The sequence below is a fragment of the Marinilabilia salmonicolor genome (assembly GCF_003003035.1).
In the GTDB taxonomy this organism is placed as follows: Bacteria; Bacteroidota; Bacteroidia; order Bacteroidales; family Marinilabiliaceae; genus Marinilabilia; species Marinilabilia salmonicolor_A.
Genome location: NZ_PVTS01000010.1, coordinates 89,759 through 116,579, shown reverse-complemented (window position 1 = coordinate 116,579; position 26,821 = coordinate 89,759). Strand labels below are relative to the sequence as shown.

20 protein-coding genes are annotated in these 26,821 nt (G+C 39.6%); 7 read left to right on the top strand and 13 right to left on the bottom strand.

What is annotated here, in order from left to right:
• Nucleotides 1-2: 2 nt before the first annotated feature.
• The gene (locus BY457_RS11620) at nt 3-233 is read right to left on the bottom strand and encodes a hypothetical protein (RefSeq protein ID WP_106153498.1); all 231 of its coding nucleotides are present in this window, start codon (nt 231-233) and stop codon (nt 3-5) included.
• Between the two features lie 47 nt (nt 234-280).
• On the bottom strand, nt 281-1,393 hold the full coding sequence (locus tag BY457_RS11615; RefSeq protein WP_106153497.1) for a hypothetical protein: 1,113 nt from the start codon (nt 1,391-1,393) through the stop codon (nt 281-283).
• Nucleotides 1,394-1,887: 494 nt separating this feature from the next.
• Here BY457_RS11615 and BY457_RS11605 point away from each other — a divergent pair, with 494 nt between their 5' ends.
• Both BY457_RS11605 and BY457_RS11595 read left to right on the top strand, forming a co-directional pair.
• Nucleotides 1,888-3,540, top strand: coding sequence for an ATP-binding protein (locus tag BY457_RS11605; RefSeq protein ID WP_106153495.1), 1,653 nt, complete (start codon nt 1,888-1,890; stop codon nt 3,538-3,540).
• Nucleotides 3,541-3,949: 409 nt separating this feature from the next.
• Entirely contained in the window at nt 3,950-4,609 is a 660-nt protein-coding gene (locus BY457_RS11595) for a metallophosphatase domain-containing protein (protein WP_106153493.1), read from the top strand.
• A 115-nt stretch (nt 4,610-4,724) separates the two neighbouring features.
• On the opposite strand, the gene BY457_RS11590 is transcribed toward BY457_RS11595, so the two are convergent.
• From BY457_RS11590 to BY457_RS11560, 6 genes are all read right to left on the bottom strand, one after another.
• Entirely contained in the window at nt 4,725-5,444 is a 720-nt protein-coding gene (locus tag BY457_RS11590; protein WP_106153492.1) for a hypothetical protein, read from the bottom strand.
• Nucleotides 5,445-5,519: 75 nt separating this feature from the next.
• Nucleotides 5,520-6,161: a hypothetical protein gene (locus BY457_RS11585; protein WP_181256464.1), complete on the bottom strand. Its 642-nt coding sequence runs from the start codon at nt 6,159-6,161 to the stop codon at nt 5,520-5,522.
• 199 nt (nt 6,162-6,360) lie between these two features.
• Complete coding sequence (locus BY457_RS11580) at nt 6,361-7,257, bottom strand: helix-turn-helix transcriptional regulator (RefSeq protein WP_106153490.1); 897 nt, start codon at nt 7,255-7,257, stop codon at nt 6,361-6,363.
• 224 nt (nt 7,258-7,481) lie between these two features.
• On the bottom strand, nt 7,482-7,760 hold the full coding sequence (locus tag BY457_RS11575; protein ID WP_374956699.1) for a HepT-like ribonuclease domain-containing protein: 279 nt from the start codon (nt 7,758-7,760) through the stop codon (nt 7,482-7,484).
• A 70-nt stretch (nt 7,761-7,830) separates the two neighbouring features.
• Nucleotides 7,831-8,952, bottom strand: a complete 1,122-nt coding sequence (locus BY457_RS11570; protein WP_106153489.1) for an MBL fold metallo-hydrolase — start codon at nt 8,950-8,952, stop codon at nt 7,831-7,833.
• 337 nt (nt 8,953-9,289) lie between these two features.
• Complete coding sequence (locus BY457_RS11560; RefSeq protein ID WP_106153487.1) at nt 9,290-11,617, bottom strand: glycoside hydrolase family 20 protein; 2,328 nt, start codon at nt 11,615-11,617, stop codon at nt 9,290-9,292.
• 436 nt (nt 11,618-12,053) lie between these two features.
• Here BY457_RS11560 and BY457_RS11555 point away from each other — a divergent pair, with 436 nt between their 5' ends.
• From BY457_RS11555 to BY457_RS11545, 3 genes are all read left to right on the top strand, one after another.
• Nucleotides 12,054-12,593, top strand: coding sequence for a helix-turn-helix domain-containing protein (locus BY457_RS11555; RefSeq protein WP_258176710.1), 540 nt, complete (start codon nt 12,054-12,056; stop codon nt 12,591-12,593).
• Nucleotides 12,594-13,025: 432 nt separating this feature from the next.
• Nucleotides 13,026-14,513 (top strand): B12-binding domain-containing radical SAM protein, encoded by a 1,488-nt coding sequence (locus BY457_RS11550; protein WP_106153485.1) that lies wholly within the window; start codon nt 13,026-13,028, stop codon nt 14,511-14,513.
• A 37-nt stretch (nt 14,514-14,550) separates the two neighbouring features.
• Complete coding sequence (locus tag BY457_RS11545) at nt 14,551-16,788, top strand: glycosyltransferase family 4 protein (RefSeq protein ID WP_106153484.1); 2,238 nt, start codon at nt 14,551-14,553, stop codon at nt 16,786-16,788.
• A gap of 33 nt (nt 16,789-16,821) precedes the next feature.
• Here the strand turns inward: BY457_RS11545 and BY457_RS11540 are convergent, their stop codons facing one another.
• Both BY457_RS11540 and BY457_RS11535 read right to left on the bottom strand, forming a co-directional pair.
• Nucleotides 16,822-17,376, bottom strand: a complete 555-nt coding sequence (locus tag BY457_RS11540; RefSeq protein ID WP_106153483.1) for a hypothetical protein — start codon at nt 17,374-17,376, stop codon at nt 16,822-16,824.
• Between the two features lie 4 nt (nt 17,377-17,380).
• Entirely contained in the window at nt 17,381-20,299 is a 2,919-nt protein-coding gene (locus tag BY457_RS11535) for a chemotaxis protein CheB (RefSeq protein WP_106153482.1), read from the bottom strand.
• Between the two features lie 849 nt (nt 20,300-21,148).
• Between BY457_RS11535 and BY457_RS11530 the strand changes: the two genes are divergently transcribed.
• Nucleotides 21,149-21,820, top strand: a complete 672-nt coding sequence (locus tag BY457_RS11530; RefSeq protein WP_106153481.1) for an OmpA family protein — start codon at nt 21,149-21,151, stop codon at nt 21,818-21,820.
• Nucleotides 21,821-21,978: 158 nt separating this feature from the next.
• Nucleotides 21,979-22,659, top strand: coding sequence for a porin family protein (locus BY457_RS11525; RefSeq protein ID WP_106153480.1), 681 nt, complete (start codon nt 21,979-21,981; stop codon nt 22,657-22,659).
• A 319-nt stretch (nt 22,660-22,978) separates the two neighbouring features.
• Here BY457_RS11525 and BY457_RS11520 read toward each other — a convergent pair whose 3' ends face one another.
• Genes BY457_RS11520 through BY457_RS11510 form a run of 3 tightly spaced genes read right to left on the bottom strand, consistent with a single transcriptional unit; the run spans nt 22,979 to nt 26,521 of the window.
• Nucleotides 22,979-24,790, bottom strand: coding sequence for a hypothetical protein (locus BY457_RS11520; RefSeq protein WP_106153479.1), 1,812 nt, complete (start codon nt 24,788-24,790; stop codon nt 22,979-22,981).
• 2 nt (nt 24,791-24,792) lie between these two features.
• Nucleotides 24,793-25,737, bottom strand: coding sequence for an MlaD family protein (locus BY457_RS11515; protein ID WP_106153478.1), 945 nt, complete (start codon nt 25,735-25,737; stop codon nt 24,793-24,795).
• Nucleotides 25,738-25,747: 10 nt separating this feature from the next.
• On the bottom strand, nt 25,748-26,521 hold the full coding sequence (locus tag BY457_RS11510) for an ABC transporter ATP-binding protein (protein ID WP_106153477.1): 774 nt from the start codon (nt 26,519-26,521) through the stop codon (nt 25,748-25,750).
• Nucleotides 26,522-26,821: the final 300 nt, after the last annotated feature.

Sequence of the window (26,821 nt, the reverse complement as noted above, 5' to 3'; positions counted from 1 at the left end):
TATCAGTGATCCAGGTCAAATTTTATTGAGTCTGAGGCGTTGTCACAATATGCTGCGTAAAAAATTTTATTTTGATCAGGAATTATTCTTTTGATGTTTGCTTTAAGCTCCTCTCGCATTTCCAGTTTCCATTCTTTCGGTTCAAACGGAATTCTATCAACAGATTTCATTTCAACGAAGTTCTTCTCTTCATTGTAAATGATGGAGAAAGGTTTTTGCATATATGGTTCCATACAGATTAATTTTTTCTAAATGTAGCTAAAAACCAAATTCATGTTAATTATACTTCCCCACAATGCTGCATCACCAACCCCACATCTACCCAAATCTCCTCCATATCCAAAATATCCTGCCAGGCAAGGTAAGTATGGTCATAAAGTTCATGAAGCAGCCAGCAGTGGTGCTGATTTTTTAACGGATAATCTGACCGGAAGCGGAATTCGTTGTGGTTTTCTTCCAGGAACCAGTTTAAAGAGCCACTTTCACTATTCTTGACGGGGGAAGTATTACCCTTCTCAAAATCAAGTTTGGTAAATCCCATGGTGGGGTGTCCGGAATAGATGGGAATACCCTCCATTTCGGGTATGTGGCTGAATTTCTTAGATGCATAAATATCAATTTTGAAATCAATCTCATAATCAGAAACGAATGGGTCTGTTTCGACTTGCTTTTGGGCAAAGGCGCAAAGGTTTTGAGCTTGCTTTATGGCTGCCCGGTATTTTTGATCAAGCAGGATGTTGATCTGCTCAATTTTGGTAACCTGGTAGGTGGTGTAAGAGAATTCGTTGTTTAGTTTAATCTGGCGGTCACGCAGGAGGTTTCGGTAGTGATGATATTCAGAACGGGTAAGATCGTAGTTGTTGGATTTGAGAAGAAAGGGAATGAGGGAATCGGATTCGTGGGATAAGGCGCTCAGCTTAGCTGCTTTGCTTTGCAAAGAAATCGCCCGACCTGCCGCCAAACCTGAGCGCTGCAGGCGGTCACAGGCTATAAGTGTAATTTCTTTCAATGGGTTTCCGGTTATTTTCAGGGTATGTAGGGTGTAACACCCGGAAGTATCTAACTCCGAAAGGTTATTGTTTTTACAGGTCACTTCTTCCAAATTGAAACAGTTACGGGTTGATAGAGAATTGATTCTGTTATCATCAAGAAAAAGGAAGGAGAGTGCCTGAAAGTCATCCAGATTTAGTTTTCCGGAAAGGTGTTTTTTGTTGCTCCAGTCTATTACGAAGCAGTCTCCGTCATCGTTCCATACTATGCCCTCCCAGGTATGCGGATTTTGGGGATCGTAAGTAGAGGAGATAACTTCTCCGTTTTTCATTCCCTGAACATTGGAGGCTTGCTCCAGAAATGCTTTTAGTTTACTGATTCTGTTATGGTTGCATGGTGTCATGATTCCCTTATTTTCTTCAAAGATAGATGGAGGGTATGCCAAAGTGTGTCAGAGAATTTATTCAATCCATTTATTTTTTTGCTGTTCTTTTTGGCATTGCCCCAAAAAGAACCAAAAAGGTCTAGTCCGTTTAAACCTATCCGCCCGCAAAAGCCAAAAATTCCGGCCATTGCGCAAGGCCTTGAATGTCGCCCATTTTGACTTTTCTCTAACCGCCGGCCCGGAAAACGGACTGGCCCTCGCGCTATTCAAATAGTAAAAGTCGTTCAGCCCAAAAACATGCTTTTGAACAGTTACTTCCCTGAAAAAAAATAAACTGTAAAAAAGAGAGGGTTATTTTGTGATAAACCTGTAACAAAGAGGGGGTAATTTTGAATTATGTAGAGAAAACGATAGGTGATGGCAATTGGAAACCGCAAGAACTAATCCATTACTTTCTGTCTATGTCACAAAATGGCACAGGGTGGTTTTAGCTTTGTAAAAAAATCAGCAATATGAAACTACAAACGAACTATCCGTTACTGGGCTATCTTGAAGAAATAAACGATAAAGTAAGAAAGAGCCGTTTAAAGGATCCCACTTTTTCCGATTATGGTGAAGAGATGGGAGTTTTATGCGATTATTTCAGAGTGAATCGCTTTCAGGCTGCATTTCTGGCAGTATTGTTTGATAAGGGGCACGATGGTGAGAAAGTAGGTTTTGATGATATAGTTAGACATCTGGACTGTAGTGCTTTGCGGTTATTAAAATTTCAGGACGATATAGCTGAACTTGAAGAACGAAATTTTATCGGACAAAATAAAAGCACTGTCGGGTTTCGTCGGGGAAGAAGAGTTCCGATGTTTCGTTTGAACAGTGAATTGTTGGAGGCTGTGCTAAAGAATAAACCCATGCCGGTATTGCTGAAAGAAACGTATGAAGACATTATGGATGTGCTGGGCACCGTTGCTGATCTGGTGTATGAAGATGGTCTGGATGAAATAGATTTATTGTTTGCTGCCCGGGATCTCGTAACAGATAATCTTGAATTTTCATTATTGAGACATGTCCAGGATTTGAGATTGCCTTTGGATGAGCAATTTATCCTTTTAGTTTTATTCTGGAGTGCCATAACCGGTGAAGGATCACGCAACCTCAACAGATTGGTTCGTGATGTGCATGGTAACTCGTCAGAAAACATTAAGTGCAGAAGAGGTTTCATTTCAGGCAAAAACAGGCTTATGAAGTTGGAATTAGTTAAAACCAACGGCGCTGATTTTTTTGATGATATCGAAATTATGTTGTCCTCCAAAGGCAAGAAGCTGCTAAAAGAGCATGGTGTGAACATAATGGGGGCTACCAGGCGAGGAGATGTGATTCGCACAAATGATATAATATGCCGGAAATTGTTTTTCGATGAAGAAACCAACCGGCAACTAAGTCTTTTAGAACAATCATTGCACGAAGAACAGTTGAAAAAAATCAGAACCAGGTTGAAGCAGCAAGGTTTGGGAGAAGGGATCGCTACTCTTTTTTACGGGGTACCCGGAACCGGTAAAACAGAGATGGCCAAACAGTTGGCCCGTTCAACAGGTCGTAACATAATGAAGGTTGAAATCAGTAAAACCAAATCGATGTGGTACGGAGAGAGTGAAAAAATCATTAAGAGGGTGTTTTCTGATTATGCTGATTTTACAGAAGATTGCGAACAATTGCCTATTCTGCTTTTTAATGAGGCCGATGCAGTATTTAGTAAACGTCAGAGCATTAGCCACTCGAATGTGGTAAAAACAGAAAATGCCATTCAGAACATCATTCTTGAGGAGCTGGAAAACTTCAAAGGCATTCTGATTGCTACCACCAATCTTCAGGACAACCTGGATGCTGCATTTGAGCGTCGTTTCCTGTTTAAAGTCCAATTCAGAAAACCGGATGTTACCAATAGAGCCCGAATCTGGCAATCGAAATTGCAGTCTTTAACTAAAGAAAATGCCAGGAAACTTGCTTCTCAATTTGACTTTTCCGGTGGAGAAATCGATAACATTGTTCGGAAGTGGGAAATCCATAGTGTTGTGAATGGGGAAGCTGATGTTTTTAAGACCATCCTTCGTTTTTGTGAGGAAGAAAAATTGGGGGAGAAAAGACGGAGTATTGGCTTTGGGAGATGAGAGAAACAGGCAGCACTGCACTTGAAAAGGTAAATTATCAACAACTTACTGAATATAGGTGTATTTAATGCTTAATCGAGGTTTTCTGGTTGAAAGGCGGGCGGGCCTGTCCGTTTTCCGGGCCGGCGATTGGAGAGAAGGCTTAATGGGCGACTTCAGGGCCTTGCGGGCCAGCCGGAAATTAAGCCTGATGCGGGCTGATAGGTCTAAACGGACTAGTCCCGATATAGGTTTTGTAAAGTTTTTGCAAAAAAAACTCACAAAAACCATAATCGGGATTTGTTTCCTTTTTTGGGCAATGCCAAAAAGAAAATCAAAGAGAAAATTGGTCTGCTGACTTTTTCCAGCAAACCATACATTAGATTATGAATAGCATATTTATCTCCAAAGGAGTGAAAAAAAACAGGTAATGAAACCATCAAAGACTTTCAATAAAACAATGGATATAACAGTAATCGGAGATACGCATGGTTGTCATCGTCAACTTGACTTAAAGCCCGGAGAAATGTTAATACATACCGGTGATGTATCCGCTTATGGCTTAGAGCATGAATTCCTGGATTTTATGGATTGGATGGAGTCTCAGCCTTTCATACACAAAGTATTTGTTGGCGGCAATCATGATCTTTATTTACAGAATAATAAAGAGTTGGCCAGGTCTTTAATACCTGATGGCGTTATTTATCTGGAAAACGAGACCGTGAAAATTAAAGGATTGAAAATCTACGGAACCCCGGCTTCACTTTTTCAGGGAGGGATGGCCTTTAATTATCATGCCGGACAGGAAATTGAAAAAGAATGGGAAAAGATACCCGGGAATACTGATATTTTAATTACCCATATGCCACCTCGTGGGATTTTGGATAATGAGGCAGGTTGTCCCCAGTTATTGGAGAAGGTTGATTCCATTCGTCCAAAATTGCATTTGTTTGGGCATATTCATGAGGGATATGGGAAATATGAGGGAGTGGGAACCATCTTTTGTAATGCGGCGGTGAGTAATTCTCCTGATTTTGTGAGTGAGGTGGGGTATAGGGTTGAGCGGGGAGGGTGGAGAGTTGTTATTTAGTGTTGAACTGAAACTCTCAAGGTTTATAGAGAAAAGTCTAATTAAAGAGAAGTTATATTTTGGATGATTGATAAATTTTTAAACCCGACAGGAGTCAGTTTGTCGTGCTTTGAGATCAAACAGTATTATTTTTCTCGTAAAAAAGCCAGTTCTTAACACCGGTGATTATCTCATCACAAAAAATTTGTTCTTTAACACTAAAGTAAGCAGGATGATAGGCATCGACATATATTCTTTGATAATCAGAATAAAAGGTGGTTACTTCTGCTGTCTTTTTTGTCATTTCATTGAATCCTAGATCTTCATAAAAATAACTAAGCGTATTTCCTCCAATAATGACATCTGGCTTATAAGTGGCCAATTGTTTTAAGAGTATTTCTTTATACTCATCATATGCTATTTGGATTTGATTGGCACTTACTCTATTAATCCCAGGAATTTTTTTGATATTAATATACCCCAATTGTTTATAGGCTTCAAAAACTTCTGAATTGTAAATGCTTGGAATTTCTTGCCAGGGTATGAAGTTATTTAATAGGCCAAAGGTGGTATAAATCATTCTTTGCAATGTCCTATAACTATTGCCTTTTTGTACTTGTTCTTCCCAGTTGTTAATTTTATTGATGGTATCAGTCAGGCTCCATCCACCTCCTTCATTATTTTCCACATCATTAGACTCTTTAAGAATCCATAGGATTTTTAATTTTGAATTGAGATATTTTTCTGGGTTTACAATACCATCAGAAATTGGGGAAATATGGGGGTTGGGACATGGTAGAGAATTTATTTCATTTTCTATGTTTTGACAAGCCGCTCTGAATTTTTTTGTTTCCATTTAGTCGGTTTTAATATTGAAAGTAATACTTTTTGTAAAGTTTTTTGGTTTGGTTGTAAATATAAATGATGAATGTTATGATCGGAAAGTATCCCAAAACTCCCTGCTCACTCGATCAAAAGCGTTGCTAAGTGCAAGGTCGCCATATTTTTGTTTAAGTGAATCAAGTTCAAAATATTTTACCTGTGGAAGGTGCTTAATGGCACTTAAGGCTTTTGTTGCATTTTGACGCCTTTTTGTCCCTTCAAAAGTAAAGGGCAGTGAACAGATGGTTTGGAAATCCTTGTTTTCTGCATGAAGCATAAGCGTTAGCTCTTTGGCAAGATTTGAAGCAGTAAAACCTCCAAGTCCAGCCAGTAAAACGAATTTGTCATTGGCTTTTACCAGTTGAAGAACTTCATTGGTTAGTTGGACTTTTGCACCTGGTTGGGGAGGAAAATGGAATGGATCCCCAAAAGGATAAATTACTTTACCGCTGGGAGGAATCTGAACGAATTGGATTCGCGGATCCAGTTTTTGAGGTTTATAGTATGATATGCACGTATATTTCCCTTTTGGGTTCTGTTTTAAGAAATGCTGAACAATATGGTAACCACCTTTACCCAAACCAATAAAGTGAGTTGGTGAGGTTGATTCTGTTTTACCGAGTAACAACTGAGGTGAGGCAGAAATGGCTCCAATAGCCATGATCGATTTTATTGCTTTTCTTCGGTTCATGTTATAGATTTTTTTAAGGTTTGAGAAAAGAAGGTGCCATGTTTTTGAAGAGAATAGTCTTTCTGAATTTATCTGTGTAGGACGAACCTGATCCGGAGAATCCCATCTGTAAACATTTGATTTGTTGGTATTATGCCCGGTATTCTTGTATTTAAATGTTTTTTGAATTAAGAATTCTTTAAATTTTAAGTTGTTACTCTTAATACAAGTCCATAGCCTCCTGGTGATACCTTTTAACTTCATGAATTAAGCTGTCCGGTTGTAAGACTTTTACGCGAGATCCCTGTGATACAATTTCCTGCACAAAATCTTCAGTGATGAATAGTTTCATGCTGAAAAGAATTTCTTCTTTTGTTTCTTTTACGACGTCCTGTGAATGGTGCAGTTTTAAAGAGCGTATGTACTCCGCCTGAGGTTTCCTGAAAGCAAGAAGCACGTCTTCCGGTTCGAAATTTACCCCGCTGATGATGCCAAAGCTGTATTTGAACATTTCGTTGACATCGAAATCTTCAGGTCGATTAAATTTTTCATTGGTTATCTCCAATTCTGAAAGGCGATCCAGGGCGAAGGTGCGGATTTCCTTTTTTTCGGCATCCATAGTTATCACATACCATCGATTGATAGACTCTTTCAAAGCCAGGGGCTCAACATAACGTGTACGTTTTTCATCTATCCAGTATTTTTGGTAGGTAAAGCTTACCCGCAGGTTGTTTTGAATGGCATGGAGCAAACCGTTCATGTTTTCGGTGCCGCGAGGCCGTCTTTTTTCATAATCTATATACTGGGGCAGGCGATTGGTCATCTTGAGCGCATTGAAGGTATCAAAAGCCTCAAGCAACCGGGCATTGGCTTCGGTGTTATCCACTTCTTCGATGTACCAGGCATTTCGTGAGAAGTTGAATTTTATGGAGATGCCGTACAAGGATTCAATGTTCTCAATGTCACGTTGAAATGTGCGTTTTGAAATGTTGAAGTCATATCCCTGAAGTTCCGATTCCAGCTCCAGTTTGTCTGCAATTTCTTCGAACGATGCATCACTCTTTCTCAGACGATTGATGATGATGGTGTGTCTTTGTAATGTTTCTCGTGTGGACATAAGGTATGTGTTTGAATTTGGTGTAAAGGTAGTGAAAGGGTAGGACAAAATATGGCACACCAAATGGATTGTAATTAAAGATCGGAGAAAAGAGTGATGAAGAATTTTTGGAGGAGAAGAAAGAAGTGGGGCGTAGCGTTTCACTAATCTCTACTTTGCTTGCAAAAAACGCCTATTCTGCCAAGTTGTAAGGTTTTAAAAACAGAATGGGAAAAAAGGCATATTCAGCTTATTTGCAGTTGAGTATGGCATCTACTTTCTTTTTTGAGGATTGGAAGGTGTCGAACAATCGCTCCCCAAATAATGCCATCATCAATTTTAGCATAACCATGAATGACATGATTGCGCATACTAATAATTTTCTTTTTACTTGTAATTTGAATGTCCGAGTTAAGTTTATCAATGCGATTCATTGCTTCGCCAATATTTTCAAATTTTTTTCCACTGGTGAGTCTCAGTTTTATGAATAAAGTATTGAAGATCCTGACGGAGAGATCCTTCAATTCGTTCAGTATGATGAGGTTCTCGAATTTGTACCTTTGGTACAACTTCTTTTAGGCAAATAAGGGGGGATTATTTCCCGGATAACGTGATCCACCAGTTGGAGGTAGGCGTAACACCAGGTATTACTTTCTCCCCGAGGATTGGGGTGACCATTTCAATATCATTTTCGGCCGCCCGGTCAGCTACCATTTGAATCGATTCGTTCCAGGGGTGTAAGGCTAAATCAAAAGTACCCCAATGAGTGGGGAACAGCAGTTTTGTATTCATATCCTTACATAACTGAATTACCTGGTCGGGAAACAGATGCGTTAATGGCCAACCATTGTTCCAGCCATCTATTTCCACAAAAGCCAGATCAAAAGGGCCGTATTTTTCACCAATCCCTTTTAGGTGCTTACCGTACCCGGTATCCCCACTGTTGAAAATGTTTTTTTCCTTACCTTTAATCGCATAAGATGCCCAAAGAGTTTGGTTTCGATCGGAATTACTCCTTCCTGAGTAATGAATGCCTGGAAGCGCAGTTATCGTTATGGAGTCAAAGATCATTTCCTGTTCCCAGCCCAATTCTGTTATATTTTTCTTTGGAACCCCCCAGCCTTCTAATCTGGCTCCTACGCCCAGTGGTACGAGGAATTCTATACCTTTATCTGCCAAATATTTGATGGTTGCAGTTTCCAGGTGATCGTAATGGTCGTGGGTGATGATGACCAAATCGATCTTTGGGAGTTCTTCTCTTTTTAGCGGGGAAATATCATATCTTCTGGTAATAATTGGCAGCGGGCCGGCATTTTTAAATACAGGATCGAATAGGATCCGTTTTCCATCCAGTTCAAGAATTACAGTAGAATGCCCAAACCAGTATGTAGCAAAATCAGCCGGGGTTTTGGAGAATTCATTTTTGGTAAGCATTTTTTTGGGGAAGGGAGTCTCCGGCGCGTAAGGTGAAGTTTTGAAAAATCTAGAAAATCCCGGATCTCCTCCGGTGGTTCTTTCCGGATAATGAGGCAGTTTCTCGGGACTGATGAATTCTCCGGTTTCTGTTGAATAATAGTTTAACCCACCATATTTGACATTTCGTTCTTCAAGGGAATCGATACTTCCAAGTTGATCTTTTACATACAACGCAATGCCTCCTGCAAATATCAGAAGGACAATAAGAACCCATAAGGCCACCTTGAAAATTTTTCTCATAATTGATAAAATATAGTTTGTTTTGGTATTGTTATTTTCAGTTCTGTCAAACATTTTAACCGGACGCTCACAACTAAAAGTGAATGTCAATCAGGTCAAATCAATAACAGTAAAGCTGTTGTTCCTGTTCAAATGTTTTTGAAATGGGCAAAAATTCTGTCAGGGACTATATTGACATTAAAGAAGCTGTCTGTCCCATTTGGATAGAGGTATTGAGGTTCTTCAGCAATTTAATTAAGGAAAAATGGAAGGGGGAGAATTCGGAAGGATGGGCAATAAAGAGTTGCATTAAAAGTGCAAAGGCCCCGTGGGGCGGGACCTTTGCACTTTTCTGAATCTATTTTATCACAATTTCATCGACAAAAAGATAACCTGGCAGACCTGCACCGCCGTGCCATTCCGGCATTGATTTTTCTGATTCTCCGATGATTTTCACATAGCGTGCCTCGACAGGATCAAATCGGAGTACGTGGTTTTTAATTCCATCACTGTCACTTCTTTGTAACGGATCAAAATCACGCGAAGCTACCGTGCGAAAATTTTTGCCGTCATCCGATACCAGCACTTCAAACTGACGCACATCAAATATCCAGTCGCCTTTGACAACATTGGTGGTAAGGGCAGCTTCCCGGATTGTTACCGGCTCACTTCCCAGTTCAATGACAGCTTTCAGGTCGTTGCCACGAAATGCAATCCACCTTCCTGTACGGTAGTTATTGTTTCCTTTGAGACCGTCCACCAGAGTTGAGATGCCATCATATCCATATTGTTTGTCAACCGGCTGGAGTGATTTGATGGGCTTTGTTGTTGCCAGGTTGAAGGAGATCGATTCACTGAAAACTCTACTGGACTCTTCGTTGAAATAGGTTTTGGCCATGACATCAGCATCTTTGTTCACCTTTATCACCCCTTTGTATTTGGGAGAATGTTTTACCGGAGCAGTTCCGTTAAGGGTGTAAAAAATATCTCCATTGGTCAGCGATGAGAGGTAAACATCGATTGTATTGTCTTTGGCATTGGGAACAAATTCAGCATTCAAATCAAAAATGTGTCTGGCATAATTGTAATCATTGATTTTATAGATTTCAATCAGCTTCAGTAATCGCTGCAGAAAATCTTCATAGTTTTTGTTTTCGGGCTCCATCCATTGCACTTCACTAAGAGCCGCCATCCTGGGAAGAACCATGAATTGGGCGTGTTCAAAAACAGGGATGTATTCTGTCCATAAATTGGCCTGTGCCCCCAGAATGTGTTTACGTTGCTTTTTTGAGAGAACCGAAGGTACCGGCTCCAGACTGTAAACCCTTTCCACGGGAGAATAGCCGCCAATGGCCAGTGGATCACGTGATACATCGGTTGACTGGTAATGGTCAAAATAGACATGAGAGTTGGGGGTCATAACAACATCGTGTCCCTGCTTTGCAGCCTCAATACCGCCGGACATTCCCCGCCACGACATGACGGTTGCATTGGGTGCCAGTCCGCCTTCCAGGATTTCATCCCATCCGATTAGTTTGCGTCCGCGATCGTTGATGATCTTTTCCACCTGACTGATGAAATGGCTCTGCAAGCGTTCCTCTGCCGAGTGGTGGTCATCAGCTTCAAGGCCCAACTCTTTTATTTTTGCCTGACAGGAGGGACATTCTTTCCATCGGCTTTTGGGGCACTCATCGCCTCCGATATGGATCATTTCGGATGGAAAGAGATCCATCACCTCATTGAGGACATCTTCCACGAATTTCAGTGTTTGATCTTTTCCCACGCACAATACATCCTCCGATACGCCCCATTGTGTCCATACTTCATAAGGACCTCCCGTACAACCCAATTCAGGATAAGCAGACAATGCGGCCAGCATATGTCCGGGCATATCAATTTCAGGAATGATGGTAATGTGTTGATCTGACGCATATTTTACGATTTCTTTTATCTCTTCCTGAGTGTAATAGCCTCCATAGGTTTCTCCGTCGTAGCGACCGCTGTTGCGACCAATTACTGTTTCTTTTCGCATAGAACCGATTTCGGTCAGTCGCGGATATTTTTTGATTTCTATCCGCCATCCCTGATCTTCAGTCAGGTGCCAGTGAAATTTATTGATGTTATGGAGCGACAGCATATCAATGAAAGTTTTGATTTCTTCTACTGAAAACATATGCCTGGCCACATCCAGCATCATTCCTCTGTAGGAAAAACGGGGGGCATCCTTTATTTTTACCGATGGAAAGGTTATGGTGGCAGTCTTTTTTACAGGAATGGACTTTCTAAGTGTCTGAATTCCGTAGAACACCCCTGCTTCAGAGGCTCCGGTGACGGTAATGACGTCACTGGAGACATTGATTTCATAGGCTTCGGGGCTGTCCGATTTCAGTCCTGTTTGGAGAACAATGCGGCTACCTTCTCCCTTGGTCGCGATAATGGTTTCTATCCCTGTTTGTTGTTTAATGTATTGTTGCAAAAAACCGGCATTGCGACGCATTATCTGAGAATCGTCGCCGGTAACGATTTTTGTTTCCCGGCTTAATTCAAACGGAGATTCTTGATTTTGAGTGATCTCCATTGGTATTGGTACCACTTGGTAATCAGCAGTGTTTTGTGCATTGGATACTCCTGAGAAAATGCTCAGAAAGCCTAATGCCAGTGTCTTTAAAATGCTCTTTTTGATCATGTCTGTTTTTTTTGACTATAGTTTATTGTAACGTTTTTGCCATCTCTAAACATACAAACTTGACTATGAAATTAGGGCTTTTGGATTTTTAAGTGCTTGAAAATTATAGTTTAGCCTGTGATGTTTAAAAAAATAGGATTAGGGTTGTTTCTGTTGAGGATAAAAATAGTAAAAACAAACGAAGTTTTATAAAAAAACAATAAAAGGGGTGATTGTTTTTGATATTTTTTGAATTAATGATTGTCGTATCAATAATGAAGTATTTAATTCATGGAAAAATTGTGGGGCCTAAAAGCTGCTATGGGATTGTATAACCGGGAAATGGAGTTGAACTCAAATTGTTTTTGGTGGTGCAAAACCGTATATTTAATAAATATTCGTGAGGCTTTCTTATGAGTGGATTTTTCTGTAGTCAATGAAATTATATATTAAAAATATGGTATGTATTCGCTGCCAGATGGTGGTTAAGAGTGAACTGGAGAAAATCGGTTTGGATTATTATGATGTAAAGATTGGTGAAGCGGATATAAAAGGAGATGTCTCTGAGAATACATTAAGAAAATTAGACAGCTCTTTAAAAAAATCAGGGCTTGAATTGATGAGCAGCAGGAAGAATATTCTTGTTGAAAAAATTGTGATTGCCATTATGGATTTGGTTCATAATCGAGATGAACAATTAAAAGTAAATCTTTCCGATTATTTACGACATAAAATTAACTACGATTACACTTATCTTGCAAATTTGTTTTCTGAGGTAAAACATACTACCATTGAAAAATTCTATCTGAAACACAGGATTGAAAGAGTAAAGGAATTGATTATTTATGATGAGCTGAATCTCTCGGAAATTTCTTTTAAAATGCACTACAGTAGTGTTGCACACTTATCCAATCAATTTAAAAAAATTACCGGATTATCGCCCTCCGACTATAAAAAGCTCAAAAGCAGAAGTCGGGACACTCTGGAAGATGTGTGAATAATGTAATATTTTACAGTAATAATGTAATAGTAATTTTCCTCTGTTTCCCGTAATTTATAAAGATATTATTGCAGCAATTTTACAGGTTCTTTTTTACAACAGTATGTTAATAAAACCCTGAATGTTAACTCTGGCTAATGTAAGGAGTTTATTGTAACGGGGAGATAGAGAGAGGTTACGTGTTTTATGCAACTGGTTTTTTCCCTTCTTCATGTAGTAGTTTCGCGATGAGGTGTAGGCAAATATTAATTCTAAAATTGTACTCATTGTTCAACTATAGTATTCCTTCTGGTTTTATAATCTTTCAAATTATTGCTGTTGAAAGGGAACATTGAAACCGTGTCGGTTTGTAAAATTGTGGAATTGTTTTGGTATTCCAGCAAAGGATTGAAAAATAGAAGTTGATTCACAGATAAAATTAGGTCATTTATGAAAATACTATTTGTATATCCGTTATATCCTGATTCTTTTTGGAGCTTCAAACATGCCCTTAAGTTTATTTCGAAAAAAGCTGCTGTTCCCCCTCTTGGATTAATTACTGTATCGGCAATGCTCCCGGCAGGGTGGCAAAAGAAACTGGTAGATATGAATGTTTCGGAACTTAAAACTGCTGATATTCAATGGGCAGATTATGTTTTTATCAGTGCAATGTATATTCAGAAGAAATCGGTGGATGACATAATACTGAAATGTCAGAACCAAGGGACTAAAATGGTTGCAGGTGGCCCGCTTTTTACCCAGGAGTACAACAACTATCCTCAAATAGATCATTTTGTATTAAATGAGGCAGAAATTACATTACCACTATTTCTCGATGATTTGTCAAAAGGGAATCCTGCCAGGATCTATAAAACTGATCAATTTGCAGATCTTTCTCTTTCACCCATTCCGGATTTTTCACTTTTACAGATGAAAAAGTATGTTTTTATGAACATTCAGTTTTCACGAGGATGTCCTTTTTCGTGCGATTTTTGTGAAATAACTTCCCTTTTGGGGCATAAAGTAAGAATGAAAGGAGCCGGACAGATTCTTAGAGAACTCGATGAGCTGTACCATCTTAATTGGCGTGGATCGGTTTCTATTGTGGATGATAATTTTATTGGCAACAAAAATGAAGTGAAATTCAATTTACTTCCGTCCATGAAGAATTGGATGCAGGCTCATAAGTATCCTTTTGTATTTAATATTCAGAGTTCTATTGATTTGTCGGATGACAGGGAGTTGATGTCCCTGATGGTTGAAACGGGCTTAACATCTACTTTTATTGGAATAGAGACTCCGGATGAAATATCGCTTCATTCCTGCCATAAAGTTCAGAATAAAAATCGGAATTTGCTTCAAAGCGTAAAAAACATTCAGAATACCGGAATTCAGGTATCCGGAGGCTTTATTGTTGGTTTTGATAGTGATACTCCCGGTGTTTTTCAACGGCAGACCGAGTTTATTCAGAAAAGTGGCATAGTTTCGGCAATGGTTGGACTACTGAATGCACCCAAAAATACAAAGTTATATAAGCGGTTGGAGACCGAAAATAGGTTGACCACCGAAGCTTCGGGCAACAATACGGACTTATCAATGAATTTTATTCCTAAAATGGATTATGGCGAATTGATAAGTGGCTATAGGCAGATAATCAGGAATATATATGCTCCCAAACCATATTACCGGAGAGTGCGTCAACTGTTCGTAAATTATAACCGAAACTTTAAAAAGGCGAAGGGGATAAACTTTTCACTGATTAGTGCTTTCCTGAAGTCAATGTACATTATTGGGGTTTTAAATAAAGGAAGAACAGAGTATTGGAAATTACTGTTCTGGACTTTGTTTAAGAAACCCGGACTGTTTGCTGATGCCATCACTTTTGCAGTTTATGGCTACCATTTCAGGACTGTTTACGGACTTCGGGAGAAACAATGAAATGTGTCCAGAAATTCACTACCTAAATTTATAACAAATGAAGATTGCTTTTATTGGAACATATCCACCACGTGAATGTGGTATCGGAACGTTTACTCATGATCTATTTAATTCGGTGATTTCAGACAATAACCGTCAAGAGAATGTCAACACCGGATTTGTTGTGGCGTTAAATGATTTTTCCAATGTTTATGACTATCCGCAAGAGGTGAAATTGACCATCAGACAGGAGCATCAGGAAGATTATATTCAGGCGGTGAAATTCATCAATCATAGTGGTGCTGAAGTTTGTATTCTTGAACATGAATTTGGCATTTTTGGAGGTCAAAGCGGGGTTTACATTCTTCCTTTACTGCATCGGTTGGAAATACCTCTGATTGTTACGTTGCACACCATACTGAAATCTCCCTCGTACAATGAAAAGGCCGTTTTGCAGGAAATTTGTAAAATGGCCGGTAAAATTGTAGTGATGAGCCATAAGGCCATTGACTTTTTGGTTCATATTTATGATGTGCCAGAAGAGCGAATTGTTCTTATTGACCATGGTGTGCCCGACATTAAGTTCAGTGCTGAAAAATCAAAGCAAGAGTTTAAGCTTGAGCATAAGCATGTGCTTACAACCTTTGGTTTTATTGGCCGCAACAAAGGCATTGAGACTGTAATCAAAGCATTGCCCGGGGTTATTGAAAAATATCCAGAGGTCTTCTATATGATTTTGGGGAAAACGCATCCCAATGTATTGAGGCATTCGGGTGAAGAATATCGCATCTACTTAATGCGCCTGGTTAAAACGCTTGGGCTGGAAAAAAATGTATTTTTTTTAAATGAGTTTTTAGATGTGAATGACTTGTTTAAATATTTGTCGGCTACTGATATATATATTACTCCGTATCTGCATGAGGCTCAAATCACCAGTGGGACACTTGCCTATGCAGTAGGAGTTGGGGCGGCGGTGATATCCACACCTTACTGGCATGCGGCCGAACTGTTGGCCAACGGAAGGGGTAAGCTCTTCAGTTTTGGGAATTCGGAAGAGCTTAGCTCTTTATTGACAGAGCTTCTGGATAATCCTGTGGAATTAAAAAAACTAAAAGAGAAAGCCGGTGAGTATGGCAGAAATATTACATGGCCCAAAACCGGTGAAAAATACATTGCAGTTGCAAAAGAAGCTGTAATGCAAGGAACCCTGGAAATGGAGAAAAAGGATACCATAATGGATTTGCTGATTCTGCCTCCTTTTTCTTTAACACATATAAACAGGCTTACGGATGATACCGGTATTATTCAGCATGCAAAGTTTGGAATTCCCAACCTGAAAGAAGGCTATTGTCTGGATGACAATGCCAGGGCTTTGCTGATGGTTTTGATGGCCTACAGGCAGATTAAGGATTTACGATCCCTTGAATTATCTCCCGTTTATCTGAGTTATATCCATTATATGCAAAATAAGGATGGGACATTCAGGAACTTCTTGAGTTTTAGCAGAAATTATCTTGATGAGATAGGATCAGAAGATTCTTTTGGCCGCACTATCTGGGCTCTTGGTTATTTATTAGGCAATGCTCCCAACGATGCTTATTATCAGACTGGTCGCCTGATGTTTTTTAATGCTGCTCCAAATTTTGAAAAATTAAAATCTATCAGGAGTATTGCCAATACGATGATAGGAATTTGTTATTACCTGAGAACCAGTCCGGGAGATGACTCCATGACAGAACGACTTCGGAACATGGCTCATAAGCTGATTCAACAATTCGATGCTAATCAGTCGCCGGACTGGCAGTGGTTTGAATCACTGCTTGCCTACGACAACGGAATGTTACCTTTGGCTCTGCTGCATTCGGCAGAAATTCTGAATGAAGATAAAGTATTGGAAGTGGCCATGAAATCTATGCAATTTCTAACAGCGCACACACTTAAGGAGAACTACCTTTCTGTTATTGGAAATGAGAAATGGTACAAAAAAGATGGAGAACGCTCTGTGTTTGCACAACAACCGGTAGATGCCATGGCAATGGTCTTAATGTACCATCAGGCTTTTCATGTAACCAAAGATAAAGAGTTTCTGAATAAGCTTTACACATCTTTCTTATGGTTTCTGGGTGAAAATGACTTGCGGCTGAGTTTGTACGATTTTGAGACACAAGGGTGTTGCGACGGTTTTGAAGTTTATGGCGTAAATCGTAACCAGGGAGCTGAAAGTTCTTTGGCGTATTTAATTTCTCATTTGACTGTTTTGCAGGCCTATGAAGAATTTCATAAAGTAGGTTCGTAATGAGCAGTTGGTGCAGGGGATGGCCGTGAAGTATCAGTCTTTTGTAAATTTTGAAATATTCACCACAGATAAAAGACATTTTTGTTCATCCTCTGTAACTACGCCTTCTACATATACCCGGCATAGATTTTTGTCATCATATCCAAGCATGATCTCGCACGACTCTTTGGCATTGCTGGTATATATCTTGCTAAAGAAATCATTAAATGCCGTTTTAGATTCTTCGGCAATAAAGAGTTTAAAGTTGCTGTTGATAAGGCTGAAACGGCGTTCCCGGAGCAGATCGGCTCCGGTGAAATTAACCTCGCAAATGGCTCCGTCAGGGTCAAGGGAAAAGTAGCCCAATGGTGACAAATCATACAACATGGTGTATTTTTTTAAGGCTTTCTCTGCTGTTTCATAAGCCTGATGCAACTCTTCATTTTGCATCTCCAATTCAATTTGATGAACTTGTAGCTCATGTAAAAGTTTGTTTACATCATTTGTCAACGGGGTTCCAGATTCTCTCCCCTGACTTTCTTTGAGTTGCTTTTCTGCCTTCTTACGAAGCATATTTGCATTGGTGAAATCCCCTTTTTCGTTCTTCATTTGTTTATTGTTTTGTGATTGAGATGACTGCAGATAAAAATTCCTGATTGTTGAAAGATGCATACACCGACCACATGGTGTAAACCTCCTTGTTATCGGCTGCTATAACTTTCATTTTAACAGGGGCATTTTCCTGTTTTGACAACAGAGAGGTTATTTTCTTTTGGGCTTTTTGCTGCAAATTTTCAGGAATAAATAATTTTATAAAATCCTGACCTTTTACCTCCTTACTGCTTTTACCGAAAAATGTTTCTGCGGGAGGGTTTATATCAATGATTTTTCGATTACCAGATATCTTTAATATGGGGTTGGAAGAAGATTTAACAAGGTTCATGTTTTCCAGGTTCATTTTAAGTAAATTTTCTTCCACCTGTTTAAGTTCGGAAATATCAATAAATGTAATGACCAGTCCGTCAATGCGATCATCCAGGGTGCGATACGGCATAATGCGAATGGAAAACCATCTTCCGTCTTTGGTTGGAATCTGTTTTTCAATAAAAATAAGGGTTTTTAAAACCTGCAGGGCATCATCAGGCAAATCGGGATAGATAAGTTGTGAAACCTGGTCGGTAAAAGGTCTGCCTATGTCGCTTTTAATCAGTTTAAAAATTTTGGTTGCCTGGTTTGTGTACCGGCGAATGTTCAGTTCTTTGTCAAGAAATAAGGTCGCAATATCTGTACTGTTGAGCAGGTTTTTCATATCGTTGTTGACCCTTGAATAATCATCCACTTTAGCCAGCAATTCGGCATTTACCGTTTGAAGTTCCTCATTCAAACTTTGCATCTCTTCTTTTGAGGTCATGAGTTCCTCGTTGGTTGATTGCAGTTCTTCATTGGTTGATTGCAGCTCTTCGTTGGTTGATTTAAGTTCTTCCTGAGATGTTTGCATCTCTTCCATAATATTTTGCATCTGTTCACGTGAATGTTGCAATTCTTCCTCAAGTTCTGCCTCCCTATTGTTGGTCGGGGAGGTTTTCCCTTTTTTCTTTGGTGAATTTGGTTCAACAGTTTTCGGAATCTCGGAAAAAATAATCATCAGTTTGCCATATAAGGGTTCCGGCTTATGAATCCAGTGAATGGTGACATTTAATGTTAAAGAGTCTTCGTTTGTGCCTGTTTTTACATGATGTAATATCACGGCCTCTTTATTTCTCAATGCTTTGCGAAAGCAAATGACAAAATCATTTTGATAACCCGGTCGCAACATGGCAAAGATGTTGAGGTTTGCTTTACCAACTGCGGGCTCAAGATATTTTCCGGTTCGTCCGCTGATATAAAGGATATCGCCGTTTTCATTAACCAACACTCCGGCAGGTGCAAACTGGTTTAGCAATAACTGGTCGGCATGGTTTTGAATGTTCATTATGGGCTTTTCTTGTTTGGTGTTTTCATTATAATTCTCGGCAGTTTGGGAAAATGAAGATGGAAAATCCATTAACAACGGGTTGAGAAGGGCAGAGGTGCGTTTAAAAATTTTAAGACTGCTATCCAAAGGTGTAAAAAGATGGTTTTGTGTACCCAAAGTTTCAGAAGTGCCAAGCAGTAAAATTCCTTCCTGATTGAGACTGTAATAAAACAGCCCAAGTAGCTTTCTCTGAAGTTCAGAGTCCATGTATATCAATAGGTTGCGACAGGAAATTAAATGAATATTTGTGAATGGGGGGTGCATTATAATGTTGTGTTGGGCAAACACGATCATTTCTCGGATCTCTTCACTGATGCGATAACCATCTTCTGTTTTGATAAAGAACCGATTTAGCCTCTGGGGAGATACATCTGAAATTATATTCCCGGTAAACAATCCTTTCCGGGCAATTTCAATGGAATCGCTATCGATGTCTGTGGCAAAAATTTGTAAGGATATACCGGGGTTTGAATGTGTTTTTTCTAATGCTTCTTTAAAAAGGATGGCAAGAGAATAAGCTTCTTCTCCGGTAGAACAACCAGGGATCCACGCCCTTAACTGTGAATGGGGCTTCACTTGATTTATCAAAACCGGAAGTTCCTTTTCTATTAACCGCTCCCAAACCGGAATGTCCCTAAAAAACTTTGTAACACCAATCATTAACTCTTTAAAAAGTATGTGTATTTCTTTGGGATTCTCCTGCAAAAAATGAACATACGAAACTATTTTATCAATTCTATGAATGCCCATTCTTCTCTCTATGCGCCGGTAGATGGTATTTTTTTTATAGAGCGAAAAATCATTTCCGGTTTGCGTCCTGAGAAGAATGATGATTTTCTCAAAGGCACTATGATCTTTAATTTCAGAACTTCGGTTTGACTTGACAACAGGTATCTGCTTAAGGAAATCAATGAGTTCGCTGGGAAGTGCTTCGGGAGAGGCAACAATATCCACCATGCCAGATTCAATGGCACTGCGCGGCATACTGTCAAAACGGGCCGTTTCCGGTTTTTGTACCAACACAATTCCGTTCTTTTCTTTAATTGTTTTGATCCCGCTGCTTCCGTCTGATCCCATTCCTGAGAGAATAATTCCCACCGAAAACTCTTTCAGATCATCGGCCAGGGAGCGTAGAAAAAAATCGATAGGAAGTCGAAAACCACGAGTCTCAATGGGATCAAACAGATGAAGTATCCCTTTGAAAATAGAGATGTTCTTATTTGGCGGAATGACATAGACACAATCGGGTTTTACTTTCATTAGGTCTTTTACCTGATGAACCGGCATATTGGAAACCCGTTGAAGCAGCTCTGGAAGCATCCCTTTTTGCGTCGGATCCAGATGTTGAATAATTACATAACCTATTCCGCTTTTTTCGGGGACATTTTTCAAAAATTGCTCTAAGGCTTCCAGTCCTCCGGCCGAAGCACCAATCCCAGCGATAGGGAATTTGCCGGATTCAAAGTCAGGTTTTCCTTTTTTTGAGGAATCTGATTGGTTTGTTCTTTTTGCTTTCAACAATTTGGTTTTATCAAAACACCAATATTGGTTTGGTTGGGCTGCGTGTTTAAACTGGTGTTTATCGTGGTTGAGAATCCTCGTTTTTAATTGAACCTTTAATGTCAAAAATATGAAAAATACTGATAAACGATGCTGTTTTGGATCAGGTTCTTTTGGAAATGGAAATATAGAAAAGGCTGGAGTTTTTTGTGTTGCAGGATTTTGAAAAAATTTTACAGGATTCTCACTTTTGAGATACAGGATATTTAGAGTTTAAAGATTTTAGATGAATCTTATTGTGGTCTGATAATGTGTCTCTAAGCGAAGTTGGGCTGATGACTATACAGTGATAAAAAACTAATTTGTTACCATGTCTTTTATGTTGTTGTTTAAGGAAGTCTTCCCAAAAGAAGTGCAAGGTGGGGGGTACCTCTAAACCCAGAACGTTGCCCTGGGTTCTCGGTCTCAGTCTTTCAGACGGTTAACACCTTACCTGCCTGATGTATCAAGTAGTTTTCGAAATAAATGAAACGAGCATGGCAACGATTACCACAAGAGAATATGTATAAGTTCTTACATGCGAGTTCCATCAGACCAATGACTTAGTTTAATTATATACTGATGAAACGAGCATGATATTTTTTAAGCATAAATATCACAAAAGAATATGTTTAAAAAATATTATGCGAGAGCGAAGCGGTTCCATTCGTTCTCAAATTTTTAATTAGTTTTTTATCAGATGATTACAAAATTTTAAACGAATGAATAATGTGTGAATGATGTAATGGATAATGAAAAATGTGTAATGTTTTTTATCGGAATTGATTGATCTTTATAGAAGAATAAAGTAACTAAAACCAGTATATTATGAATAAGTTGAAAATGAGTTTCCTTACAATTCTATGTTCGGCTTTTTTTATTTCAGGTTGTGCTTCATGGAATAAAACTCAAAAAGGAGCAGCTGTCGGAACTGTTGCCGGTGGAGCTGCAGGTGCTGTAATTGGCAGGGCTTCGGACAACACAGCCCTTGGAGCAATTATTGGAGCAGCCGCTGGTGGGGCAGCCGGTGCTGTTATTGGGCGGCAAATGGATAAACAGGCCGAAGAAATTGAAAAATCTGTTCCCGATGCAAAAGTTGAGCGCGTAGGCGAGGGGATTGTTGTGGAATTTAGCAGTAACATTTTGTTTGGATTTGATGAATCGAACCTGTCGCAAGATGCTAAAAAGAATCTTGACAAACTGGTTGTTGTATTGGAAAGTTATGCCGATACCAATATTGAAATTCAGGGACATACTGACAGTAAAGGGAGTGAAGCATATAACCAGAACCTGTCTGAACAACGGGCCCGTATGGTTTCTCGTTATCTGTCGGCTAATGGAGTTGCCTACAGTCGTTTAAATGTAAAAGGTTTTGGCGAAACAGCACCCAGGTATGAAAATGATACAGCAAATGGCCGCGCTCAAAACCGCAGGGTTGAATTTTTGATTACTGCCAATGAGAAGATGAAGGCGGAAGCTGAAAAAGAGGCATCTAATTAGACTCTGTCTATAAATTAAGTAAACCTTCTTCTCCGTTATCGGTAAGTTCATTGCGAGGGCTATGCCCGAAGCAATCTCTAATAAAATAAACGCAACTTTAAACCAGAGCCTTACAAATTTAATTGGTTTTTTATCAGGCAATTACAAAACTTTAAACTATGAAAACAAAACTATTTTCTTTAATTTTAGTTTTTGCACTCACCGGTTCGATGGCATTTGCCCAGGAGTCTGTTGATTCAAAAACCTCCATTGCAATTCTGGGTGGCGTAAATTTACAAAATCTGAATGGTAAAAATATGAACGGCGACAAACTTGAAAATGATCTGCTTACCGGGTTTCATGTCGGTTTGAATGCTCAGATTCCCCTTGCCCCGGAGTTTTTCTTTCAACCGGGGCTGATGTACAGCACCAAAGGAGCAAAAATGACCGAGGGGGATTTCTCAGGCACTTACAAACTTTCATACATCGAATTGCCATTGAATTTTGTGTATAAAGCAGTGCTTGGTAATGGCTATTTTTTACTGGGATTTGGACCATATGTAGCTTATGGTGTTGGTGGAAAGGCCACTTACGAAGGTGGCTCTTTATCGGTTGAGACCGATATTGAGTTTAAAAACGAGGTGGAGTCGGGTGACCCGTTAACCACGGCATACATCAAACCGTTCGATGCGGGAGCCAACCTCTTTTTTGGTTACGAATTACAAACCGGATTGTTTTTGCAATTGAACACCCAACTCGGGTTGCTGGATATCAATCCTGAGGACAAGCGCATTCTCGGTGATGATGAATCAACTCTTAAAAATACAGGTTTCGGGCTTTCGCTTGGATACCGATTTTAAAAAATTTAATCTCAAATGGATACTTAGCCTGATTAAGTCATGAATTATTCAGGTTAGAAGGCTGTCGTTGTTTTCAACGGCGGCCTTTTGAATTTTTAAATGAAGATATCCTGGAAATTTTTTCTAACGGGGATAGAGGCTTTACATTGTTTGCGTAGGCTGTTATAATCAAGTCACTTACCTTTCTAAAGAGAGCAGATTAAGGCCCGCAATAACCACCCGACGCATCGGGGGCGGCCACTTTTGAAAGCCACCCTGTGAATGCTCGCATTATTAATTGTAACCTATTCAAACAGCCCTGAAAGGATCTAAACAACAACTATCGAAATTCAACTGCATCCGGTTTTCCAATTTCAAAATCACGGAAACCGAAATCAGTAGTCTGAAAAGAGTTCGTTTTGAGGATATTTGTTCCTAAACCCGGAATTACCGGATAGAACGAAATGGATAGTTGAAACGCATTCATAACCAGGTTGTCATTTTTAATTAAAATACCCAGTCCTATCTGCGAATACAATTTGCTCTTCCGGAACCCGTTTTCTGCATCGCCAAGCATACCCAGCGAAAAGTTTAAATAGGGCCCAAAATGGAATCCGATGAAATTCCATGGTGCATAAGCTTGTGTTTGCGATGTAAACAGTAACCGACTGGTGCCTGTCAATACAGGGCTGTTGAAACCTCTCAGACCATATTCGTTATTAATAGTTAAACTGTCGTAATCGGTGCGGAGGCTCCCAATAATGACCTGAGGCTTAATAAACTGCCTGAATTTCCATTGTCCGATTTCAATTAACCCTGTAAAATAATTTGCCCCAATCCTAAACACACTTTGCTCGGCTCTTGATGACCGGAAATATGTTCCATATTCGATATTGGAACTCATGTAACCCCACGGATGATAATTACCCCACGAAAAACGTGCGCCAACATAGAAACGCTGAAAACTGTTTTTTTGTTGATAACCGCCTGTCAGACCAACCACTTTTCCAATAGGGACATCTTCAGTTATTCCAAATTTAAAAATATACTTGTCTTTTATATACAGACGTGTTGAAATGCCAATGCCTGCCAGGAAAAAGTTTTCGTTTTTGTAAAATTGCAATGTGTCAATTGTTTCTGGTGGCTGTTCTATAAAACGGACTCGTTTAAAGCGTAGGGCCGAAATGAATCTGGTAGTACGGCTGTATTCTGAATTTCCCCTGAAAACGGGCACCGAATTGCCCAGCCAGTAATCTTGTGCATTGAATTTATATGGCATAAAATTGGCAGTCCAGATGGAATTTTTGTGATGGTGTTGAGCGAAATTTATGCCTCCTGCCCACATTGCCAGGGGGGAGAAAAACGGCCGCTCCACACCCAGGGTTTTAATAAAATCTCCATATTCATCGGTGCCGTATTGAAGGGTGGAATTAATAAAAGTATTGCTGATGTTGGGGATGAAGTATTTCATTCGATGAGCAATATCACGGGATGAACGGTTCACGAACATTGCGTTTTGAAAGCTGTGACCCAGCCCGATGAAATTGTCCTCCCTTAGTTTAATAGTCAGGCGTGAATCAGACCTGGAACCTCCGGGGATTAAGCTCCAGCTATCCAGTTCGCGAATGAAGATATCCACCGAATCAGTGGTTCCGGGCACTTCAATGGTATAAAAAGATACATCGGTAATATAATTCATGCTTCGCACCAACCGTTCCGATTCTTTAACCCGAAGTGAATCGAATGGTTGTTTTTCACGAATAAGCAAAAGATTTCGAATGGTTTTGGAGCGGGTCTTTAGATGAAATTTGTTTCCGGCTTTTGATAAAAAGTTAAGCGACCCCGAAATGGTGTCTCCAATGGAATTCCCAAACGGGTCGAGCGTTACAATATTGATTTGTCTGATGATTTTCCCTTCGAAGAACTTGTAAGGTTTTTGTTTCAGACGCTTGTTGACCATTTTTTGGGCAGGAGCTGACGAAACCGGTTTAAAAAACAGCCGGAACATAAATTTGGTAAATCCTGTTCGTTCGGAATAAGTCTCAATGTTTTCGTAAAGATGGGGTGGCTCCTTTGGGACGATACTGTCTTGTGCAAATGCAAAATCATTTGTTATCAGAAAAACAAAAAGAAATATTACTGCCCTTTTCATCTTTAATCACTCTTCACCGGCATGACTGAATCTGTCTCCATTCTCATTTTCTCCTCTTCTTTGGCTTTTCGTTTGAAGTATCCTCTGAAAAGGAAATTGTGCTTGAGGGCTTCCATATTTTCGTTGAGCCGGATACTGCTTTCTTTTAGATTAATGACCGTTTCATCAATATTTTTCACCAACGAAGTATCCTGAACTAACATTCCGATAGTCCCTTCGCCATTGTTAATTTTCAGCATGATTTCGCCAAGTTGATCCGAGGCAACTTCCGTTTTTGCAGCGGTTTTCTGCAAACTTTCCATAAAAGCGAACACATTCTCTTTGGTCACTTCTATGGTTTGATCCAGCCCCTCAGAACTTTTTCTGAAATTTTCTATGGTCATATTTACATTCTCGGCAATTACTGTGTCCTGTATCAAACGTCCCAGCATTCCTTGTCCGTTATTAATATTTGACATTATTTCAGCAAGTTGAACGGTGATAATCTCGGCACTCTCGGCGCTGGATTTTAAACTTTTCATGATATCATCGGTTTCGATGGGTTCTTTGGATAAGATGTGCTGTCCATCATTGGCCACAGGTGAATTTGGGCTTCCCTGGGTAATAATAATAATGCGATCGCCAATAATTCCTTCGGAACCAATACTTGCGTAGCTGTCAGCCTTTATAAACTGTTGGACATCTTTTCTGACCAGCATGTCAACCTGCACGGTTGAGTCATTAATAATTTTAATGTTATCGACAATACCCACATTGATGCCCGAGAAGCGAATATTATTGCCGACCTGAAGGCCACTTACATTGAAAAAATTGGTTGAAATTTTAAATACAGGATTAAATAAATTCTGTTGTTTGCCAATAATGAAAATGGCAGTTACAAAAATTAAAATCCCAACGGCTATAAAAATGCCTAACCGGACCTTAAAACGTGGTGTATGATTTTCCATTGCTAATTCTTTATTCTTTGAAAAATGACTGGATTAACTCATCGTCCGAATTCTCAAAATCGTTGATGCTTCCCTCCATATAAACTTCGCCATCCTGTAACATAATTATTCTGTCGGCTGTGGCGCGGGCACATTCAATATCATGTGTGATGATGATGGATGATGTTTTGTATTTCTTTTGAACATCATTTATCAGTGCGCTTATCCCGTCAGAAGTTACCGGGTCGAGTCCCGTTGTTGGTTCATCGTACAGCATAATCATCGGATCCACTACAATAGTCCGTGCCAGGCTGGCTCTTTTTTTCATGCCCCCTGAAAGTTCTGAGGGCATTTTATGCAAAGTGTCGCTCAACCCCACATTCTCCAAAACTTCTTCAATTTTTTTTTCCCTCTCCTTTTTAGATAGCTTCTTTTTTATCCTTATTAATGGGAATTCAAGGTTTTCTTTAATGGTCATGGAATCGTAAAGAGCCCCGCTTTGAAAAAGGAACCCAATTTTTTCCCGAAGTACTGCCAATTCCTTGCTTTTCAGGTTGTTTACATTTTTTCCCAATACCGTTATTGTGCCCTGGTCGGCGTTAAGCAATCGGACAATACATTTTATAAGAACCGATTTTCCGGAACCTGATTTGCCCAGTACCACAAGGTTCTCACCATCGAAAAGCTTTAAAGACAAGTTTTTTAATACCTGCAGGTTGTCAAAACCTTTACTGAGGTTATTGATTTCAATAACCAAATTGGAGGTTTGTGTGATGTCTTGTATCAAGCTTTTATTTTCCGGCATTTCTTGTTTTTTTTCTAAGTAAAATTACAGTCGATTGGAAATGTGTTGTTTGTATAATTTTTTAAGTTCTTTGGATTTATCTCAAAATGTGTTTAACTCTGCGTCTCAAAAGTACCGGATTGGCCCTCCACTGCTTTGTTTGCAAAGAACGGTTTTCGTAATAAACCATCAGTGAATTAATTGTTGGCCCCCATTCGGGGACCCGGTTCACTTATTCTGCTACCCCGGGTTGTTACCCGTGGTTATTCAAATTGGCCCCTTTCAGGAACCTGCTTTCTGCCACGGGCGACTGAGGTACTT

What these genes read in the sequence shown, in the direction of transcription:
- BY457_RS11620 (WP_106153498.1), bottom strand. Translation starts at nt 233, where the DNA reads ATGGAACCATATATGCAAAAACCTTTCTCCATCATTTACAATGAAGAG.
- BY457_RS11615 (WP_106153497.1), bottom strand. Translation starts at nt 1,393, where the DNA reads ATGACACCATGCAACCATAACAGAATCAGTAAACTAAAAGCATTTCTG.
- BY457_RS11605 (WP_106153495.1), top strand. Translation starts at nt 1,888, where the DNA reads ATGAAACTACAAACGAACTATCCGTTACTGGGCTATCTTGAAGAAATA.
- BY457_RS11595 (WP_106153493.1), top strand. Translation starts at nt 3,950, where the DNA reads ATGAAACCATCAAAGACTTTCAATAAAACAATGGATATAACAGTAATC.
- BY457_RS11590 (WP_106153492.1), bottom strand. Translation starts at nt 5,444, where the DNA reads ATGGAAACAAAAAAATTCAGAGCGGCTTGTCAAAACATAGAAAATGAA.
- BY457_RS11585 (WP_181256464.1), bottom strand. Translation starts at nt 6,161, where the DNA reads ATGAACCGAAGAAAAGCAATAAAATCGATCATGGCTATTGGAGCCATT.
- BY457_RS11580 (WP_106153490.1), bottom strand. Translation starts at nt 7,257, where the DNA reads ATGTCCACACGAGAAACATTACAAAGACACACCATCATCATCAATCGT.
- BY457_RS11570 (WP_106153489.1), bottom strand. Translation starts at nt 8,952, where the DNA reads ATGAGAAAAATTTTCAAGGTGGCCTTATGGGTTCTTATTGTCCTTCTG.
- BY457_RS11560 (WP_106153487.1), bottom strand. Translation starts at nt 11,617, where the DNA reads ATGATCAAAAAGAGCATTTTAAAGACACTGGCATTAGGCTTTCTGAGC.
- BY457_RS11555 (WP_258176710.1), top strand. Translation starts at nt 12,054, where the DNA reads ATGGTATGTATTCGCTGCCAGATGGTGGTTAAGAGTGAACTGGAGAAA.
- BY457_RS11550 (WP_106153485.1), top strand. Translation starts at nt 13,026, where the DNA reads ATGAAAATACTATTTGTATATCCGTTATATCCTGATTCTTTTTGGAGC.
- BY457_RS11545 (WP_106153484.1), top strand. Translation starts at nt 14,551, where the DNA reads ATGAAGATTGCTTTTATTGGAACATATCCACCACGTGAATGTGGTATC.
- BY457_RS11540 (WP_106153483.1), bottom strand. Translation starts at nt 17,376, where the DNA reads ATGAAGAACGAAAAAGGGGATTTCACCAATGCAAATATGCTTCGTAAG.
- BY457_RS11530 (WP_106153481.1), top strand. Translation starts at nt 21,149, where the DNA reads ATGAATAAGTTGAAAATGAGTTTCCTTACAATTCTATGTTCGGCTTTT.
- BY457_RS11525 (WP_106153480.1), top strand. Translation starts at nt 21,979, where the DNA reads ATGAAAACAAAACTATTTTCTTTAATTTTAGTTTTTGCACTCACCGGT.
- BY457_RS11520 (WP_106153479.1), bottom strand. Translation starts at nt 24,790, where the DNA reads ATGAAAAGGGCAGTAATATTTCTTTTTGTTTTTCTGATAACAAATGAT.
- BY457_RS11515 (WP_106153478.1), bottom strand. Translation starts at nt 25,737, where the DNA reads ATGGAAAATCATACACCACGTTTTAAGGTCCGGTTAGGCATTTTTATA.
- BY457_RS11510 (WP_106153477.1), bottom strand. Translation starts at nt 26,521, where the DNA reads ATGCCGGAAAATAAAAGCTTGATACAAGACATCACACAAACCTCCAAT.